Below are 16,518 nucleotides of genomic sequence, written 5' to 3' on the forward strand. Positions count from 1 at the left end.
ATCGGCTGGGGCGGCTTGGCGTTCGGTGAGGCTAAACGGCTTCCAGGACGAAGAACAGGAAGCACAGCATGGTCGAGTCGGCTTCTTTGAGGAGGTCGGGGAACAGCTCGTGTGCCCCTGGCGCCGGGCGCGGTTCGCTGATGACGGCGATCCGGAAGCCTGCCGCGGTGAAGGCGTCGGTCATCGCGTGCAGCGGCCGGTGCCAGTACGTCAGCACGGCGCTCTGGCCGCTGAAGGTGTAGTCCTCGGAGTACTCGCGGATCGCGAAGTAGCCGGCATCGGGATAGAGCAACTTGTAGACCAAGGGGTGATTGACCGCCACGATGAGTCGGCCGCCGGGAGCCAGCACGCGCCGCAGGTCGGCGAGCGGCGCCTTCCAGTCCTCCAGGTAGTGCAGGACCAGGCACACGATGGCGTCGTCGAACGCGCCGTCAGGAAACGGCAGAGGAGCGCCGCCCAGACCGGCCTGATGCAGGGCCGCGCCCTCGCCGAGCCGCTGCCGGGCCAGGTCCAGCATCTTGACGCTGGGGTCGACGCCGGTCACGATGGCGCCCTTCTCGCGCAGCGCCGCGAGCAGAGGACCGGCGCCGCAGCCGACATCGAGGATCCGCCGCCCGGCCACGTCTCCGGCCAGGTCCAGGATGGCGGGCCGCGTGTAGTAGCCGTTGATGAGGTTGGCCTCGGTCTCGGCCGCGTACGCCTCGGCGAAGCCGTCGTAGTCGTTGGCCACGGCCTGGCCGGCGGGCACGGCGGAGTTCTCGATCGCGGGAGACATGCGGCCCATCCTGGCATAGTCGATCACCACGGGCGTGTCCAGATCCGATCGACGCAGGGGACGTTTCGTTGCCGCGTCCAGTGAGAGCGGATGGGCATGTGAGCGAGTACTTCTGGCCAGAGGACGGCGTCGAAGTCGCTGGAAGGGCCAGGGCCGCCTGGCCTGCCTCGTGTCAGGCTCTCCCGATCGGCACCTTGGTGACGGGGAGGGTCATGGGTCGACAGCCCTTCGGGGTGTTTCTGCGTATCGATGGCGTCCCGGATGCCATCGGCCTTGCTGAAATCACGGCGATGCCTGCCGGCTTCGAATTACCTGGCATGGGTGCGGAGGTGGCGGGTGAGGTCATCTGGCATGTCGAGCACAATCATCAAGTGAAGATCAGAATCACTTCCTAGGCGCAGGCGGGCTGGGTCCTCTCAGACATGCAGGGTGGGCCGGTAGATGAGCTCCTGGGTGTGGCCGTCGAGCGTCCGGCTCTCGATCAGCTCCAGGTCGAAGTCGGCCGCACCCTGGAAGATCGGGTCCAGTCCGGTCTGACCGGTGATCACAGGAAAGAGCGTGACGTGGACACGGTCGACCAGGCCGGCGGCCATCAGCGCCCGGTTCATCGACAGGCTGCCGTGCGAGCGCAGGGGCACCTCGGACTCCTCCTTGAGCCGGGCGACGACATCGACGGCGTCACCGCTCACGACGGTGGCGTCCGGCCAGTCGAGGGGGCCTTCCAGTGTGGTCGACACCACCGTTGCCGGCAGGCTCCTCATCCGGGTGACCCATGGGTCACGTACCTCGGACTCCTCGGCGTTCGAGGCCAGCATCCGCGCGAACGCCCGATACGTGTTGGCCCCGAAGACCATCCGCTGCTCCTCGCCATACAAGGCGAGACGGTGGTCGAGCAGCTCGGGGCCTTGTTTGCCCCAGTAGCCAGTCCAGTTGCCGCTGGCGGCGCCGAAGCCGTCGAGGCTGGAAAAGACATCGAAGGTGTAGGTAGCGGTCATGATGCTCTCCTCGAGTGCGGTTGAATCGGGCGTGGATACGGACCGGAAACCTCGGCGAAACTCATCGCCGTTGGACTCCTGGAGTCTGGCCGCGCCGGACGCGGCCCCCACCGTCCGGCGCGAAACGGAATACCTGCGCGCCAAGGCCCGCTGCGACAAGCCCTCCATCCGGGAGACCCGCCTGATCGCCGCGCGCTTCTCCACCTTGGTCACCCGCGCCATCAGCGCCCCCTCATGACGCCAGGCGCATCGAGCATCCCACCACCATGCTTCGAGTGGCACTAAGACTGGCTGAACCGTCACCATCCGGCTACCCAGCGGCACCCGAACTCACTCGCAACTGGCACCAGAACTCAGGCGTAGACCCAGTCCGCCTCGTCCGGCTCGCCCCACGTGCGTGAGGCGCGCTCCGGCTCAGCGACCCCGTGGAGGTGCGCCGCGACCGCCCTGCTGACCCCGATCGGCGAGGGGAGTACTCCCCCACAGGCCGCACCGCAGCCGGGAGGGACGTGCTCATGGATGTCCTGCTGACCATGGCGATACCTACGGGAGAAGCTGCGGCGCAAGGAGATCTGGTGGTCGGCGCCAAGTGGCGCAACCCCGACGACGACCTGCCCAAGGACTTCGAGGCCAACCGCGCCGAGAACTACGCCAAGCTCCGCAAACCACTCGACCCCAAGCGCTTCACCGCCGAACTGATGGAGGCACTGGACGCCGAGCTGTCAGCGCTGAACGACGCGCTCGGCGGTAAGGGCCTGCCCTGGCTGAAGATCGAAGAACGGCGATCTCATCGCCCTTTCTCGGTCAACGATCACGCGATCTGTCGATCTGCCGGGCCTCCGCGTCCTCGACCGGACGGACGGCCTGTCCCCCGCCGGGGAGCTGACAAGGGCACGTCGATCAGCGGGATCCGACGAACTGCTTGGCCGTCGGCGCATGTTCGGGGTCGGTGATCCATTGCGCGGCGAGCCCGACGAGCAGCGCGAAGTAGCGCGAGCCGGCCGCCCGAACCTCGTCCGGATCACTGCCGGGGCCGAGGCCGGCGAACGCCCGCGCCAGCGAGGCCCGCGCCACCTCCTGACCACTCGCGATCATCCCGCGGATCTCGCCGTCCTGCCGGGATGACGCGACGGACTCGAAGTTCACGAACCAGAGCGATCGGTTGGCCTGGATCGAGTCGATGATCCGGCCCCACAGGGCCTCCTCGTCATCGGGCTCACCTTCCTCACCCTCTTCGTCGGCATCGCCGCCGGAACGCTCAGCATGCAGGGCATCGAGAACTCCGTCGGCACGGCGGACAGCGCCGGCCAGGTCCTCGCCTCGGTCAACTACCTCGTCGTCGCCCTGATCGCGGCGTTCATGGCCATCGCCCTCACCAACAATCTCGTCGCCTCCATCACCCAGCGGCGCACCGAGTTCGCGACCATGTCCCTCATCGGCTCGACTGGGGCGCAGACGCATCGCATGCTGGTACGGGAGATGGTCGCGGCCACGGCCGTCAGCATCGTGGCCGGGAGCCTGGGCGCGTTCGCCGGCGTCCTACCCTTCGCCATCGTCAAGACGGGCAGCCCCCTGCCGGCGGCCGCGCCCCTCCCCTACGTGGTCCCGGTCATCGTCGGGATCGCCGTCACCCTCGGCGTCTCATCTCTCGTGGGAAGGCGCGTCATCCGTACGGCCCTTGCCGGTTAGGAGCTGTTCGGAGTTCGGATCATGTGGCTGAGGTGAGGAGCTTCAACCACATGATCGAGAGCGGGTACGAGGCCTGCCGACCGGGCCGGGGATACGGATTTTGTTCAGGACGGTGATGAACTGCGGGCAGTCAGCGGCCGCGCCGGGTGTGACCTGCGGCGCATCACGCGCAGCACCGGCGGCTGCTCCGGCAGTGGAGCCCCTTTTTCCTCGGTCAGCGCCTGCTCCAGCGCATCCAAGGCCTCGCCTGCGACCGCCAGTCCAGCCGACTCCCGATGTGCCCGCACGATCGTGGAGTCCACGCTGACCAGCTCCAACCCGACCTGCCCGCGCGATGCGGCCTCGGCGATCAGCGCGTCCATCAGCCCTTGGAACACGCCGGCTTTGGCCCAGCCGCTGAACCGGGAGTAGAGCGTGGACCAAGGCCCTTAGCGGTCTGGGACGTCACGCCAGCCGGATCCGGTGCGGAACCGCCACAAGATCCCGTTGAACTGATCACGCACCCGCCGGGGCAGCGGCCCCGGTAGCCGCCACCGGCAGATGCGGCTCGATCAACGCCCACTCGGCATCCGTCACATCGAAGCGCGCCACATCCGAGTTCTACCAGCCACGGCCAGGCCACCACTGGGCCTCACCTAGATCCGAACCCCAAAACAGTTCCTAGTTGCCTGCGGTGGCGATCCGGTCGAGCCACTCGGCGAGCAGCGCGCGTTCGGCGTCGGTCAGTACGGTCACCTGGGGCAGAAGCACCCGCAGCGCGACAGCCCTGTTGACCTGCTGCGCATCCGCCGGGGCCGACTGCGTGGCGTCGGTGGTGACCGCCGCGATGACCGCCTCGCGTGACATCGCTGACAGGTCGGTATCCCGCCGTTCCTCGGGGATGGCGATGAGGGTGAGGGTGGTGCCGCAGCCGGCCGAGTGGATCATGTGTGCGGCTCGCTCCTCGCTGACCCGCAGCCGGCCCGCCTCGGCGATGCGCCGGACCTGCTTGGCGAGCACCTCCGCGGCGGCGCGGGCGGCAGGTGACTCGACGCCGGGGCGCGGTTCGCCGTAGATGAGCGTGTAGAGGGCCGGGTTGGCCAGTCCGAAGCCGACGTGGAGATCCCAGCCGTGCCGTAGGTCCTCGACGGGATCGTCGGTCTCGCCCAGCGACGTCTTGCTCCGCAGGTACTCGGCGAAGCCGTGGCTGGCGACCGCGCTGAGCAGGCCGCTCTTGTCACCGAAGATCCGGTAGATGGTCGGGGCCTGGACGTTCGCCGCGGCGGAGACCGCCCGAGTGGAGACCGCCTCGCGACCACCCTCCGCGAGCAGGGCGGAGGCGGCGGCGATGATGCGGTCCCTGGTGGTCTCAGCCATGCTATCGACGATAACAGATTGGAGTTAGCGACTTGACGTTAGCGTTGATGTCATGTTTATGTTAGCGGCGTAAGCACAACGACTTTTCGAGGAGTTCCCATGGTCGGCATCCAGCGCCGCGTCGCCATCGTCACCGGCGGATCCCGAGGCATCGGCCGTGCCGCGGCCGAGCGGCTCGCCCACGACGGCCAAGCCGTCGTCATCGCCTACGCCGGCAACGACGTCGAGGCCAAGGCAGCGGTCGAGGCCATCCAGGCCCGTGGCGGCAGTGCCATCGCGGTCAAGGCGGACGTCGCCGACGAGGCAGCCGTCGCTCACCTCTTCGACACGGCCGAGACCACTTATGGCGGCGTCGACGTCGTCGTCAACGCCGCCGGCGTCATGGTGCTGTCGCCGGTCGCCGAGATCGCTCTCGACGCGCTCGACCGCATGCACCGCACCAACATCCGCGGCACGTTCGTCGTCAACCAGCAGGCCGCCCGCCGCGTTCGGGATGGCGGCGCGGTCATCAACTTCTCCACCTCGGTGACCAGGCTGGCCCTGCCCACCTACGCCGCCTACGCGGCCAGCAAGGCGGCCGTCGAGGCGATCAGCCTGGTGCTCGCCAAGGAACTGCGCGGCCGCGACATCACCGTCAACGCCGTCGCCCCCGGGCCGACCGCCACCGCCCTGTTCCTGGACGGCAAGGACGAGGCGACCATCGAGCGGATGGCCAAGATGAACCCTCTCGAGCGGCTCGGCACTCCCGCCGACATCGCCGAGGTCGTCTCCTTCCTCGCCGGACCGGCGCGCTGGATCAACGGCCAGACCCTCTACGCCAACGGCGGTGCCGCCTGAGACGTCCCGACCACACCCCCCATTGAGGAGCCCGTCATCGTGAGCGGCACCGTCATCATCACCGGAGCCTCCAGCGGATTCGGCGCACTGACCGCCCGCGCGCCCGCCCGCGCCGGCCACACCGTCTACGCGTGACTTGAGAGAACTTGTCTTTTCGGTGTATGCGATCTCACTGCATGTACTTGATCAGCTTTGTTGACGACAGGCCGTGTTGGATGGGCGCATGACTCCGACTGCTCTCACACGACTTCGTCAGGCCGTCTCCCGAACGGAAGAAACCACTCGTGACCGTACCGCCACGGGACGGCGCCCACAGGACGCCGACGACCTCGTCGGCACCTTCGCCACGGACGGGGCACTCGGCTTCGATCCGTTCCCCTTCCTCCATGCCCTGCACCAGGCAGGCTCACATGCCGTCGTCATTGGCCAGGTCGCCGGCATCATGCACGGCTCCACCGAACTGACCGGCGACCTCGACCTTCTGTGGGACGGCACGCCCGCGCAGGCCCGCGCCCTGCGCGAGGCCCTTGTCATCGCCGGGTGCGCCGAGCCGCCCGACCTCGACCACCCCCAGGTGGCCTATCAGGTGACCGGTGCCGGCGGAGACCTGTGTACGCCCGCCCTGGCCTGGGGCGGCCTCGATGTCACCGCCAGCCTGACCCGAGCCGTGCATGCGGACGACCCTTCCGGCTTCACGGTTCGCTACGCCGCACTCGACGACCTCGTCCGCATGCGGCGGGCCCTCGGCCGGCCGAAGGACCACCGCCGCGCCGACGAACTCGAACGCCTGCGCACCTGACCGTCCTGCCACGCGGGTGGGCGCGTAGGGGCGTGGGCACGCGTGCTGACACCAACACGGTGATCAAGGCGTCACGACCACACCCCGCTTCGGACCGGGCCATCTTGCCGGCGAGCCGTTCCGGCACCGCCGACGTTGACCAGCGGTCCGCCGAGTGGCCAGGCCCTCAACGGTGTGAGAGAGCAAGCCACGTCACAGGGCGATCCGCTGCAGGGTTTCCCCCTTCGCGCCGGTGAAGACGAGGCTCCGCACGTCAGGGGGATACTCGACGGCCCAAAGCCCGAGCCCTGGACTGACACCCCGTCTGAGGGCGCCTGGGACCTTCCGCCCGTCCCTGGCGACAGCCGTCACTCCGTGGACGTCGTCCTTGGCGACGCCGAACCAGACGGGCACGCGGCGGAGCTTGCCCTGCCTGCGGGCGAACTCCTTGGCGGCGAGGGGTGGAAATCCGCTGCAGGAGCTACCGTTCGGCCCGCTCTCGCACAGGAAAAGCTCGTTCTTGCGGGGCGCGTCGCTCACCCACATCAGCAGCGGCGGCACGGAGGCGACCTTCCCCTTGGGGGGATACCTCTTCTTCAATTCCGCGAATCCCTTGTAGGTGGGCCGTGGCGTGGCCGTGACGGAGGGCGTGGCGGAGGGTGTGGCGGGCACGGCGACAGCGACGCCGTCCTGCCGCGGCCACGGGTCAACCGTCCCGACCGCGAGGACGGCCGCGACCGCCACCGCTACCGCCACCGAGGCCGTGGCCCCGGCGACGGCAGCACGACGACGTCTGCGCACGGCACGTCCCGCTGCCATGGCCCGGTTCGCGTCAACCGTGGTAGGCGGCTGCTCGTGCGTCGCCAGCGAGTCGAACATCTGCTTGACATCCATCAGTGGTCCTCCGTACGTGCGAGACGGGACTCCGGCGCGCCGAGCATCGAGCGCAGGGTGGCGAGGCCGCGGGCGGTCTGGCTCTTGACGGTTCCGGTGGAGCAGCCGAGCGCGTGAGCGGTCTGTTCCACGCTCAGATCGCAGTGAAAGCGGAGTACGAGGGTGGCGCGTTGGCGCGGAGGGACGGCGGCGAGGGCTCGGGTGATGTCCATGGCCATGTCCCGGTCGCCGGTTTCGAACGGCTGGTGGGATATCGCGGACGTCAGCCGTACCCGGGAGAACCAGCCCCCTCGCTGTTCGGCGAGGAAGACCCGGATCAGCATCACCCGTACGTAGGCGTCGAGGTCATCGGCGGCTCGCGCCTGGCGCCATTTGACGTAGAGCCGCGTGATCGCCGTCTGCACCAGGTCGTCGGCTCGGTGCCAGTCCTGGCACAGCGGGTAAGCGATCTTCCGCAACCAGGACAGCCGGCCGCTCACGTAGGCGGTGTACTCCTCGTCAAGGCTCATGGGTCTCCCAGATTGATGGCTTCACATCCCAGAAGATGCTTCCGGCCCGGGCGCCGGTTGCATGGGACGGGCAGGCTCGGATCGTCGGGTGGCGTTCGGCGGCAGGTGCGGCGTCGGGCCAACCGCTCCTGCAGGGCGGTCGCGGGCTGTGCCGGATCGCCTGGGCCGTCGCGTCGCCCGCATGCGGCCGGCGAGGGTGAGCGCCATGACGTGGGCGGGAGCAGCGTGGGAAGCCTGCCGAGGAGTTGCTCGCGGGGCACCGGGCCCGCGTGGAGCGTCGAGCCACAAGCGCCGAGCCACAAGCGGCGAACCGGTCGGCGGTGTGGGCCCGCTCATACAGGCCGGTGTCGATCACGGCCCCGACGCCAGCGTGAACGGGCCCTCCGCGATCGTGGGGGAGGGCCGGGCGCGCAGCTCGGCGCAGAACCGCCGTGGGCGCGTCGCCGGCGGGATGGTCCGGGAGATCCTCATCCAGCGGACCTCCCGCGCCTGGTCGAGGGCGGCCTGCCGGGCGAGGGCCGGCAGGCGCTGCCGGTGCGCCCGGCAGCGCCTTCGTCCGCGTCGTCGCCGCGGCGCTGGTCTGACGGGTCAGGAGAACCGCGGCGCTGGTGTCCGCGGGTCAGGAGAACCGCGGCGCTGGTGTCCGCGGGTCAGGAGAACCGCGGCGCTGGTCTGCGGGTCAGGAGAACCGCGGCGCTGGTCTGCGGGTCAGGAGATGCGAGCAGGTCGTGGACCGCGCTCAGCTCTGCCTCTGAAGGTGCTGAGGGAGCCGAACCCGCTTCCAGCGGCTCTGCGGTTCGGGTGACACGGCTCGCGGTGTGGAGCTGTCCGCCCGCCATGTGGGCGGGCGGACCGTGGGCACGGCAGTCGGACGGAGATCGACGGCAGGCAGGACCCGGCCCGGAGATCAGGCCAGGGTACGGTTGATCGCGTTCACCACGCTGGTGGCCATGGCCTGGTGGCCCGCGGCGTTGGGGTGCAGGCCCGCCGAGTCCACGCCCTCCATCGGCTCCATCCACCGGACTCCGATGGGCTTGCACAGGTCGTGCCCTATCGAGCCGGTGTAGGTGTCGACGAAGCCGGCGCCGTTGGCCGCCGCGCGGCCGGCGAGCATGGTGTTGAGGCGTTTCTCCACATCCCGCAGCCAGGGCGCGTCGCCCCTGGCGATGGGGACGGTCGCGTAACAGTTGCTCCCGTCGTCCGGCATGATGACGGGATATCCCACGACGAGGACGCGCGCGTTCGGCGAGCGCCGCCTGATGTCCTGGAGCACGGTGTCGATCTTGGCCGCGGTGGTCTTGAGGCGCTGGTCGAGCTGGTCGATGCCGGCGATCGTGTAGCTGGCCTTGCAGGGCGAACCGCTGGGGTTGAGCTTACCGAGGAGGACGCAGCGGGCGATGATGCCGCTGACGTTGATGTCGTTGCCGCCGATGCCGAGGGTGACCAGGTCGGTCGTCGGCCGCAGGGCGTCGAGCTGGGGCGGCGCCGTGCCCTGCGAGCTGGTCATGTGCGCCGTGGTCGCGCCCGCGCAGCTCACGTCGCCCAAGGCGGGCACGGCGATCGCGGCCGCTGTCAGCGTGGGGTAGTTCCGGTCGGAACGGCCGCAGTTGGCGTCCGTCTCGTCGGGGATTCCCGGCCCCGCGGTGTAGGAGTCGCCGAGCGCCACGTAGTGGGCGACGGAGATATCGCGGACGGATGTGTCACGGACGGAGGTATCACGGACGGAGGCTTGAGCGGCCGGCGCCGCGGTGGTCGCCAAAGCGACCACCGCGGCCACCGCGACGAGTGTCTTCCTGTGCCGTTGACTGACTGCGGGCATGGCCACCTCACTGAACCCTGTCGAGGACGAAGAGCAGGGACGCACGCGGCGCGGAGCCGGTGCGTGAGCGAAACGAACGCCGTGCGCACAGCGTGAACGGCGGGCTACGCCGCCGTTTACCTACCAAGTGGTAAGAATGGCTCCGGGAGTGCCTCACGTCAAGATCTCCGGACCGGCCGGCTGCGGAGAGTGCGGGGGGCGAAAGGAAGCGGGCGTCGCCACCCGGGTCGACGATCAGTGACGTCAACGCCTCAAACGTCCGGCAAAATCTCAGGGGTTTCCAGGGCAGCGCGGTGCCCTGTCCTCAAAAACCCGACCATATTGGCGGCACCTGCGGCCGTCCTCCTGCTAAAGTCCCCCGATTTTCAGCTCAGAGGGGGTCTCCTCGACGGCCTCACCGGCCGTTTCCGCGACGTTGACACGTGGTCAAGGCCGGAGGTTACCTGGGGTTGACAGCCCAGATCGCCGTGGACCGGCGACGGGTCGCGGTGCTGCCGGGAAACGAGGCTTGATCTCCGGTGGGGGTGCCTATGGCAACCTACGAGTACCGTTGCGCCGATTGCGGGCGGTTCGAGGTGCACCTGCCGATCGGCAGTGCTCCGACGGTCTGCGACTGCCCCGAGTGCCACCGCGCGGCCCGTCGTGTCTTCTCCTCGCCCCATCTGACCAGGGTGCCCTCGACGCTGTCTGCCGCGCTCAGCCGGGAGGAGCAGAGCCAGGAAGCCCCCGAGGTCGTCACGAGCCTGCCTCCCAGGCAGCGCCGGCGGCCGCCGCATCCGGCGGTGTCACGCCTGCCCCGCCCTTGATCAACACAACAGTGTGTCCACGTGTGCTCGGACCAGCCGCGCACGGAGATCCGCAGAATCTGGACGCCGCCTCGGATGGACGAGCCCGTGGACGATGCCGCCAATAGGAAACCACCCATCACAGGCACTAGGAGGCGCGTCGCTGATGGGAGCTGTCGGACTGCTTTACGTCGGCGCGGTGCTCTTCCTCAACGGGATGATGCTCCTGGGGAAGGTCGAACCACGCGCGACGGCTATCTTCAATCTCTTCGTCGGAGCCCTGCAGGTGGTCACGCCCACCGTGCTGATCATCGCCAATCTGAGCAGGCCCGCCGAGATCCTCGGCGCGTCGGGCATCTACCTCTTCGGCTTCACCTACCTTTACGTCGGGATCAATCTGCTCGGCGGTTTCGACTCCACGGGAGTTGGCTACTTCTCCCTGTTCGTGGCCGTCATGGCGCTCGGATACGCGTACGCGAACTTCCAGATTCTCGGCGACCCCGCGTTCGGCGTCATCTGGCTCTACTGGTCCTTCCTGTGGTTCCTCTTCTTCGTGTTGCTGGGCTTGAAACACGAACAGATCACCAGGTACACGGGCTGGGTCACCGCGATCCAGGGATGGGTCACGGCGGCGATCCCGGCGTTCATGATCCTGACCGGCTACTGGCGGAACACCAACCTCATCGCGGTCATCCTCGCCGTGTTCGGCCTGGTGGTGTTCATCGGGCTGTGGCCGTTGACACGAGGACGGGAACCCGCGGCAGCGGCACCGAGCCCGGGTGACGAGGCGGTGGGTGCCCGGGAGCACAGGCACCGCCCCCGCTGGACCTGACACGGAGACCCGAAGAGCTGGAGAGGCGGTGATGCGACGCGGTCATGCCTGAGATTCAGCACGCATCCACGAAGGACATTCATCATGCCGAACGTCGTATTCAGCATCGATCAGTCAATGTCGATGCGAGATCAGAAAATACCAGGGCATAACCGATGGCACCCAGACATTCCTGTGGCCGACATGGTGCGCCCTGGGGACGAGTTCCGGGTCGAATGCAGGGAATGGACCGACGCCCAGATCGGCAACAACGACTCCGCGAACGACGTACGGGACGTCGACCTCAGTGTCGCGCACGTCCTGAGCGGGCCCATCGGTGTGGACGGAGCCGAGCCTGGCGACCTCCTGGTCGTCGACATCCTTGATCTCGGTCCTGTTCCACAGCAGGTCGGCGGAGCGCCAGGCCAGGGGTGGGGGTACACCGGCGTGTTCGCCAAGGCCAACGGCGGTGGATTCCTGACCGACTACTTCCCTGACGCCTACAAGGCGATCTGGGACTTCCACGGCCAGGTCGCCACGTCCCGCCACCTGCCGGGCGTGCGCTACACCGGCATCACCCACCCCGGGCTGTTCGGCACCGCGCCGTCAGCGGACCTGCTCGCGACCTGGAACCGCAGGGAGCAGGCTCTCATCGACACGGATCCGCAGAGGGTGCCGCCGCTCGGCCTGCCACCGCTGGCCGAGAACGTCATCTCCGGCACCGCAAGCGGCGAGGTGGCGCAGCGGATCGCCGCCGAGGGAGCCCGCACGGTTCCCGCGCGGGAGAACGGCGGCAACCACGACATCAAGAACTTCACCCGAGGAGCCAGGGTCTTCTACCCGGTTCACGTGAAGGACGCCAAGCTTTCCGGAGGTGACCTGCACTTCAGCCAGGGTGACGGAGAGATCACCTTCTGCGGCGCGATCGAGATGGGCGGTTTCATCGACTTCCACGTCGACCTCATCAAGGGCGGCATGGAGAAGTACGGTGTCACCACCAACCCGATCTTCATGCCAGGCAACGTCGAGCCGCGTTACTCCGAGTTCCTCTCCTTCATCGGGATCTCGGTCGACCCCGACACCGACACCAACTACTACCTCGACGCGACGGTGGCCTACCGCAGGGCCTGCCTCAACGCCGTCGAGTACCTCAAGAAGTGGGGCTACACCGGCGAACAGGCCTACCTGCTCCTCGGCTCGGCCCCGATCGAAGGGCGTGTCAGCGGGATCGTCGACATCCCCAACGCATGCTGCTCGCTCTACCTGCCCACCGCGATCTTCGACTTCGACGTACGGCCGACCATGGAGGGGCCGGTCAAGAAGGAGCGCGGGCAGTGCGCGGTGACGAGCTGATCGCCGCCGCACGACGGACCCGGTCACCGTGCCCGAAGCGGTGGCCGGGCTCGCCTGCTTAAAATCTCGGCCTGTTTCTCGTCAAGGTTCTCCGTACGCCGCGATCGTGGTGTCGCGACGTGCGCCCCTCTCGCCACGGGCGAAGCGGGCCGTCAAGCGTGCCGCCGCGCCTTCGCCTACGGTCAAGAACAAGACACCGAGTACGAAAAAGGCGCAAAACTTCGGTTACCCTTCGCGTATCTGTAAAACCCGCCATGCCCCCTGGGCAACTCCCGAACAGGTGCGCGAGCCTGCCACTTCGAAGGGTTGATCGATGACAAACGACGCCGTGTGGGTCCGAAACGTGACGGGCATCCAACTGCACCACACCACGGACCTCCAGGACGCCAGCCGATTCCTCGGCAATGCGGTGATGGCGCTGCGGGCCGCGCACGTACGAACCGGCGACGACCGGTACTCCGACCTCGCCGCCCAGCTCAAGGCCATGGTGGCGGAGACGCGGACGTTGGAGACCCAGGCCAGGGCGCGCATGCACGGTCTCCACTCCGAGGACCCTGACCAGTTCGTCCGCTGCCGTGAAGGCGAAGAGCCGTGGCCCGACGAGATCCAGGCGGGTTTCGTTCCACGCCACACCTGCAACGACCGGTGCCTGTATCACGACCACGACGTCCTCGACGCCATCATGCAGTGCATCTGCGGGCGTCCCCCGTGCCGGGCGTGCGCCATCGCCGGTACACCGTGAGGTGAACCGGCGCCGGGCGTCCCCGTCCGGGGCTCCGAGCAGGTGATCGGCCGGAGGCTCCGGTCAACGGCAGCGGCGGTGGACCTCGTCCACCCGCTCGGTGATCCCGCTCCGATCGAGGTGTTCCAGCAGCGGCACCGCGACCCTCCTGCTGGTGTCGAGGGCGCGCCTTGCCTCGCTGACGGTGAAGGGCTGCGGCAGCCGCCTCAGCAGCTCCGCCGCCCTGGCGTCCGCGCCGGGCAGCAGCACGACGCCTTCGGCCACGCGCAGCAGGCTCCCCGCCCGTACGGCCGCCGCCACCTCCCGGACGCCCAGCCCCAGCTGGGTCAGCCGCCAGGCCTCCGGCGCCTGGAAGGGATGGGCGGACAGCTCCGCCCTCAGCCGCTCGACAGCCCTGGCCACCGGCGTGGGCAGCCCGGAAGGCCGGGTGAGGATCCGGCCCTCGGCGACCGTGAACGGCGGCCGTACCAGCGCGGCGACCAGCCTCCGGTCGGGCAGGGCGAGCTCGTGCCTGGCCGCTTCGAGCGGCATGCCGGGATCCAGCGGGTGCTCGGCCGCGTACCGCAGGGCCACCTCGGTCAGTCGCCTGGCCAGCTCCTCCCAATGCTCAGGGCTGGCGTACCAGTCGTCGCAGACCGGGCGGCGACCGCCCAGCTCCCCCACCATGGCGATCAGGTCGGCCGCTCGCAGCAGCCGATGGAGGCGCAGGGCGGAGGCCGCGTCCGGCGTGGCCGGCTCCAGCCTCGCGGCGCGCGCCCGCGCCGCGCCCCTGCGGCCGAGCGCCGGCGGGCGCACGTCGAGCACGCTGGCCCCTGCCAGCACCCGCACCTCGCTCCGGTCGCGGCCAGGGTCGCGCAGCAGCAGCACGTCTCCGAGGTGGAGCGGGAGCGGGGCGGCCAGGCGCAGCCGCACGATGCCGGCGCCGAGCGGCCGGACCTCGCACGCCACCGCCGCCGACCCGATGTGCGCGGTGAGCCGCCCGGGCAGGCGCCGCTCCTCGCCGCCGTCGCTCCGCTCGCCAGGGCCGCGGCCGGAGTCCCGGAGCGCCCCGACAGGTGAGATCCGGACGTCGACCAGGTCGGTGGAGGTCCATCTGCCAGGTGTGACCAGGGCCAGGCCGCGTTCGGGAAAGCTGCGGCCCCGCAGGTTCACCGCGACCCTGGCGACGCCGGTCACCGCGGGCAGTGGCTCCTTGAGGGACTCCAGCGCCCGCACCCGTACCGGCTCGCCGCCGAGCGATAGCTCGTCACCCACCGAGATCGTGCCCTCGGGCAGGGTTCCGGTCACGACCGTGCCGCTGCCCGTCACGGTGAACACCCTGTCGATCCACAGCCGGACCGGCGCCTCGGGATCGGGCGCGGGCAGCCCTGCGACCAGCCGGTCCAGCGCCTCCCTCAGCTCGCCGAGCCCCTGGCCGGTACGCCCGCTCACTCCCACCGCCTCGACGCCGCCCGCCCCGGCCGCCTCCCCCGCTCCACCCAGCCCGGCGGCGGCCAGGCGGTTCCTTGCCTGCTCGATCGCCGGGGCGGGGTCGGCGAGGTCGGCGCGCGTCACCGCGAGCAGGCAGTGCCGTACGCCGAGGGCCTCCAGCGCCACCAGGTGCTCCTCGGACTGCGGCATCCAGCCCTCGTCTGCGGCCACCACGAACATGACGGCCGGCACGGGGCCCACCCCGGCCAGCATCGTGGCGAGAAACCGCTCGTGGCCGGGAACGTCCACGAAGGCGAGGCGCCGCCCCGAGGGCGAAGTCGTCCAGGCGTAGCCCAGCTCGATCGTCAGCCCCCGCCGCCGCTCCTCCTCCAGCCGGTCGGGCTCCATCCCGGTGAGCGCCCGCACCAGCGTGGACTTGCCGTGATCGACGTGACCCGCCGTGGCGACGACGTGCATCAGCCGCTCGCCTCGAGGATCGCGCGGGCCACATCGCCGTCCCGGTCGCCGGGAACGGTGCGCAGGTCGAGCAGCAGCCGCCCGCCCTCGATCCGGCCGACGACCGGTGGCTCGCCGGTTCGCAGCGCTACGGCGAGCCGCTCGGGCAGGCTCACGGCGGCGCTCGGCAGCCTGACGCCGGGCGCTCCCCCGCCCCCCACGGCGGCCTCGCTCGGCACGGCTCGCGCGTCGACTCCCGCACCGGCCAGCGCGCCGGCGAGCGCCGCGGCCCGGTCGCCGAGCGCCGCCGGATCGGCGTACAACGCCTGTCGGACAGGGACGGCGGGGCCCCTGAGAGTGGCCTCCAGCGCCGCCAGCGTCAGCTTGTCGACGCGCAGCGCGCGGGCGAGCGGATGCCGTCTGCACCGTTCGACCAGGTCACGGCGGCCGAGGAGGAGCCCCGCCTGCGGACCGCCGAGCAGCTTGTCGCCGCTGGCGGTCACGAGATCCGCCCCGGCCTCGAGCACGGTCGTCGCGTCCGGCTCGGCGGGCAGCAGCGGCTCGCGGGTGAGCAGGCCGGAGCCGATGTCGGCCACGACGGGCACGCCGAGCGCGGTCAGCTCCGACACCTCGGCGGAGCCGGTGAAACCCTCGATCAGGAAGTTCGACGGGTGCACCTTGAGCACGCATCCGGTCTCCGGTCCCACGGCCGCCGCGTAGTCGCGGTAGGAGGTGCGGTTGGTGGTGCCCACTTCGCGCAGCCGCGCCCCTGTGGAGACGAGCAGGTCGGGGATGCGGAACCCGTCGCCGATCTCCACCAGCTCGCCGCGGCTGATCACGATCTCCCGGCCCGCGGCGAGCACGGTGGCCGCCAGGACGAGCGCGGCGGCGTTGTTGTTGACGACGTGCACGTCCTCGGCGGCCGGCACGGCGCGCGTGAGCGCGTCCAGCGCGCCCCGCCCGCGACGGGCCCTGGCGCCGGTCTGCAGGTCGAACTCCACGTCGGCGGCGCCGGCCGCGGCCGCCATCGACTCGACCGCCGCGGGCGACAGCGGCGCCCTGCCGAGGTTGGTGTGGATCAGCACGCCGGTCGCGTTGATCACCGCGCGCAGGCTCGCGGTTTGTGACGGGAGCGCCGCCACGGCCGCGTCCGCGACCTGCTCGGGGCCGATCTCGCCGAGTCGCGCGCGCTGCTGGGCCCGCGCCACCGCGTCCTTGACGACCGACCTGCCCAGCCGCCCGCCCGCCGCGACCAGCCGCGGGTCGGCGAGCACGGCGTCGGTACGTGGCACGTGCCTTCGTGGATCCA

19 protein-coding genes are annotated in these 16,518 nt (G+C 69.7%); 9 read left to right on the top strand and 10 right to left on the bottom strand.

The features are described 5' to 3' along the window. Positions 1-31: 31 nt before the first annotated feature. Positions 32-784: a class I SAM-dependent methyltransferase gene (locus FHR33_RS07060; RefSeq protein WP_221241635.1), complete on the bottom strand. Its 753-nt coding sequence runs from the start codon at positions 782-784 to the stop codon at positions 32-34. Between the two features lie 203 nt (positions 785-987). On the opposite strand from FHR33_RS07060, the gene FHR33_RS49010 reads away from it, so the two are divergent. Beyond that, positions 988-1,170: a hypothetical protein gene (locus FHR33_RS49010; RefSeq protein WP_221240980.1), complete on the top strand. Its 183-nt coding sequence runs from the start codon at positions 988-990 to the stop codon at positions 1,168-1,170. Positions 1,171-1,191: 21 nt separating this feature from the next. Here FHR33_RS49010 and FHR33_RS07070 read toward each other — a convergent pair whose 3' ends face one another. Beyond that, entirely contained in the window at positions 1,192-1,992 is an 801-nt protein-coding gene (locus FHR33_RS07070; RefSeq protein WP_246451702.1) for a dihydrofolate reductase family protein, read from the bottom strand. A 293-nt stretch (positions 1,993-2,285) separates the two neighbouring features. Between FHR33_RS07070 and FHR33_RS07075 the strand changes: the two genes are divergently transcribed. Beyond that, complete coding sequence (locus tag FHR33_RS07075; protein WP_183645139.1) at positions 2,286-2,723, top strand: hypothetical protein; 438 nt, start codon at positions 2,286-2,288, stop codon at positions 2,721-2,723. Here FHR33_RS07075 and FHR33_RS49015 read toward each other — a convergent pair. After that, complete coding sequence (locus FHR33_RS49015) at positions 2,671-2,916, bottom strand: hypothetical protein (RefSeq protein ID WP_221240981.1); 246 nt, start codon at positions 2,914-2,916, stop codon at positions 2,671-2,673. The genes FHR33_RS07075 and FHR33_RS49015 overlap by 53 nt on opposite strands. 117 nt (positions 2,917-3,033) lie before the next feature. Between FHR33_RS49015 and FHR33_RS49020 the strand changes: the two genes are divergently transcribed. Further along, a complete protein-coding gene (locus tag FHR33_RS49020; protein ID WP_221240982.1) occupies positions 3,034-3,459 on the top strand; it encodes an FtsX-like permease family protein in 426 nt (141 codons plus the stop codon). Between the two features lie 104 nt (positions 3,460-3,563). Here the strand turns inward: FHR33_RS49020 and FHR33_RS07090 are convergent, their stop codons facing one another. Next, complete coding sequence (locus FHR33_RS07090; RefSeq protein ID WP_183645144.1) at positions 3,564-3,821, bottom strand: hypothetical protein; 258 nt, start codon at positions 3,819-3,821, stop codon at positions 3,564-3,566. A gap of 298 nt (positions 3,822-4,119) precedes the next feature. After that, on the bottom strand, positions 4,120-4,815 hold the full coding sequence (locus FHR33_RS07095; RefSeq protein ID WP_183645146.1) for a TetR/AcrR family transcriptional regulator: 696 nt from the start codon (positions 4,813-4,815) through the stop codon (positions 4,120-4,122). A gap of 99 nt (positions 4,816-4,914) precedes the next feature. On the opposite strand from FHR33_RS07095, the gene FHR33_RS07100 reads away from it, so the two are divergent. After that, complete coding sequence (locus tag FHR33_RS07100) at positions 4,915-5,652, top strand: SDR family oxidoreductase (RefSeq protein ID WP_183645148.1); 738 nt, start codon at positions 4,915-4,917, stop codon at positions 5,650-5,652. A 223-nt stretch (positions 5,653-5,875) separates the two neighbouring features. Further along, positions 5,876-6,451 carry a hypothetical protein gene (locus tag FHR33_RS07110; protein ID WP_183645150.1) on the top strand — a complete coding sequence of 192 codons (576 nt, stop codon included), beginning with the start codon at positions 5,876-5,878 and terminating at the stop codon, positions 6,449-6,451. 192 nt (positions 6,452-6,643) lie between these two features. Here the strand turns inward: FHR33_RS07110 and FHR33_RS07115 are convergent, their stop codons facing one another. From FHR33_RS07115 to FHR33_RS07125, 3 genes are all read right to left on the bottom strand, one after another. Next, positions 6,644-7,324, bottom strand: coding sequence for a hypothetical protein (locus FHR33_RS07115; RefSeq protein ID WP_183645152.1), 681 nt, complete (start codon positions 7,322-7,324; stop codon positions 6,644-6,646). Then, a complete protein-coding gene (locus FHR33_RS07120) occupies positions 7,324-7,833 on the bottom strand; it encodes a SigE family RNA polymerase sigma factor (protein WP_183645154.1) in 510 nt (169 codons plus the stop codon). The genes FHR33_RS07115 and FHR33_RS07120 overlap by 1 nt, the downstream gene beginning before the upstream one ends. 907 nt (positions 7,834-8,740) lie before the next feature. Continuing rightward, complete coding sequence (locus tag FHR33_RS07125; protein ID WP_183645156.1) at positions 8,741-9,652, bottom strand: SGNH/GDSL hydrolase family protein; 912 nt, start codon at positions 9,650-9,652, stop codon at positions 8,741-8,743. A 530-nt stretch (positions 9,653-10,182) separates the two neighbouring features. Between FHR33_RS07125 and FHR33_RS07130 the strand changes: the two genes are divergently transcribed. The 4 genes from FHR33_RS07130 to FHR33_RS07145 all read left to right on the top strand — a co-directional run bounded on the left by FHR33_RS07130 (position 10,183) and on the right by FHR33_RS07145 (position 13,343). Beyond that, entirely contained in the window at positions 10,183-10,458 is a 276-nt protein-coding gene (locus FHR33_RS07130; protein ID WP_183645157.1) for an FmdB family zinc ribbon protein, read from the top strand. Positions 10,459-10,603: 145 nt separating this feature from the next. Further along, positions 10,604-11,269: an AmiS/UreI family transporter gene (locus tag FHR33_RS07135; RefSeq protein WP_183645159.1), complete on the top strand. Its 666-nt coding sequence runs from the start codon at positions 10,604-10,606 to the stop codon at positions 11,267-11,269. Positions 11,270-11,353: 84 nt separating this feature from the next. Next, complete coding sequence (gene fmdA, locus FHR33_RS07140) at positions 11,354-12,601, top strand: formamidase (RefSeq protein ID WP_183645161.1); 1,248 nt, start codon at positions 11,354-11,356, stop codon at positions 12,599-12,601. Between the two features lie 313 nt (positions 12,602-12,914). Next, positions 12,915-13,343: a hypothetical protein gene (locus FHR33_RS07145; protein WP_183645163.1), complete on the top strand. Its 429-nt coding sequence runs from the start codon at positions 12,915-12,917 to the stop codon at positions 13,341-13,343. A 63-nt stretch (positions 13,344-13,406) separates the two neighbouring features. On the opposite strand, the gene FHR33_RS07150 is transcribed toward FHR33_RS07145, so the two are convergent. After that, a complete protein-coding gene (locus FHR33_RS07150) occupies positions 13,407-15,230 on the bottom strand; it encodes a selenocysteine-specific translation elongation factor (protein WP_183645165.1) in 1,824 nt (607 codons plus the stop codon). Beyond that, positions 15,230-16,501, bottom strand: a complete 1,272-nt coding sequence (selA, locus tag FHR33_RS07155) for an L-seryl-tRNA(Sec) selenium transferase (protein ID WP_312895401.1) — start codon at positions 16,499-16,501, stop codon at positions 15,230-15,232. Before selA ends, FHR33_RS07150 begins: the two co-directional genes overlap by 1 nt. Between the last annotated feature and the right edge of the window lie 17 nt (positions 16,502-16,518).

It is taken from the genome of Nonomuraea dietziae, from assembly GCF_014195505.1.
GTDB lineage: Bacteria > Actinomycetota > Actinomycetes > Streptosporangiales > Streptosporangiaceae > Nonomuraea > Nonomuraea roseola.

Bases quoted from the DNA above. Each gene is read 5' to 3' on its own strand.
- FHR33_RS07075 (WP_183645139.1), top strand. From the start codon at position 2,286: ATGGATGTCCTGCTGACCATGGCGATACCTACGGGAGAAGCTGCGGCG.
- FHR33_RS07115 (WP_183645152.1), bottom strand. From the start codon at position 7,324: ATGGATGTCAAGCAGATGTTCGACTCGCTGGCGACGCACGAGCAGCCG.
- FHR33_RS07110 (WP_183645150.1), top strand. From the start codon at position 5,876: ATGACTCCGACTGCTCTCACACGACTTCGTCAGGCCGTCTCCCGAACG.
- FHR33_RS07145 (WP_183645163.1), top strand. From the start codon at position 12,915: ATGACAAACGACGCCGTGTGGGTCCGAAACGTGACGGGCATCCAACTG.
- FHR33_RS07100 (WP_183645148.1), top strand. From the start codon at position 4,915: ATGGTCGGCATCCAGCGCCGCGTCGCCATCGTCACCGGCGGATCCCGA.
- FHR33_RS07095 (WP_183645146.1), bottom strand. From the start codon at position 4,815: ATGGCTGAGACCACCAGGGACCGCATCATCGCCGCCGCCTCCGCCCTG.
- fmdA (WP_183645161.1), top strand. From the start codon at position 11,354: ATGCCGAACGTCGTATTCAGCATCGATCAGTCAATGTCGATGCGAGAT.
- FHR33_RS49020 (WP_221240982.1), top strand. From the start codon at position 3,034: ATGCAGGGCATCGAGAACTCCGTCGGCACGGCGGACAGCGCCGGCCAG.
- FHR33_RS07120 (WP_183645154.1), bottom strand. From the start codon at position 7,833: ATGAGCCTTGACGAGGAGTACACCGCCTACGTGAGCGGCCGGCTGTCC.
- FHR33_RS07090 (WP_183645144.1), bottom strand. From the start codon at position 3,821: ATGGACGCGCTGATCGCCGAGGCCGCATCGCGCGGGCAGGTCGGGTTG.
- FHR33_RS07070 (WP_246451702.1), bottom strand. From the start codon at position 1,992: ATGGCGCGGGTGACCAAGGTGGAGAAGCGCGCGGCGATCAGGCGGGTC.
- FHR33_RS07135 (WP_183645159.1), top strand. From the start codon at position 10,604: ATGGGAGCTGTCGGACTGCTTTACGTCGGCGCGGTGCTCTTCCTCAAC.
- FHR33_RS49010 (WP_221240980.1), top strand. From the start codon at position 988: ATGGGTCGACAGCCCTTCGGGGTGTTTCTGCGTATCGATGGCGTCCCG.
- FHR33_RS07130 (WP_183645157.1), top strand. From the start codon at position 10,183: ATGGCAACCTACGAGTACCGTTGCGCCGATTGCGGGCGGTTCGAGGTG.
- FHR33_RS07150 (WP_183645165.1), bottom strand. From the start codon at position 15,230: ATGCACGTCGTCGCCACGGCGGGTCACGTCGATCACGGCAAGTCCACG.
- FHR33_RS07060 (WP_221241635.1), bottom strand. From the start codon at position 784: ATGGGCCGCATGTCTCCCGCGATCGAGAACTCCGCCGTGCCCGCCGGC.
- FHR33_RS07125 (WP_183645156.1), bottom strand. From the start codon at position 9,652: ATGCCCGCAGTCAGTCAACGGCACAGGAAGACACTCGTCGCGGTGGCC.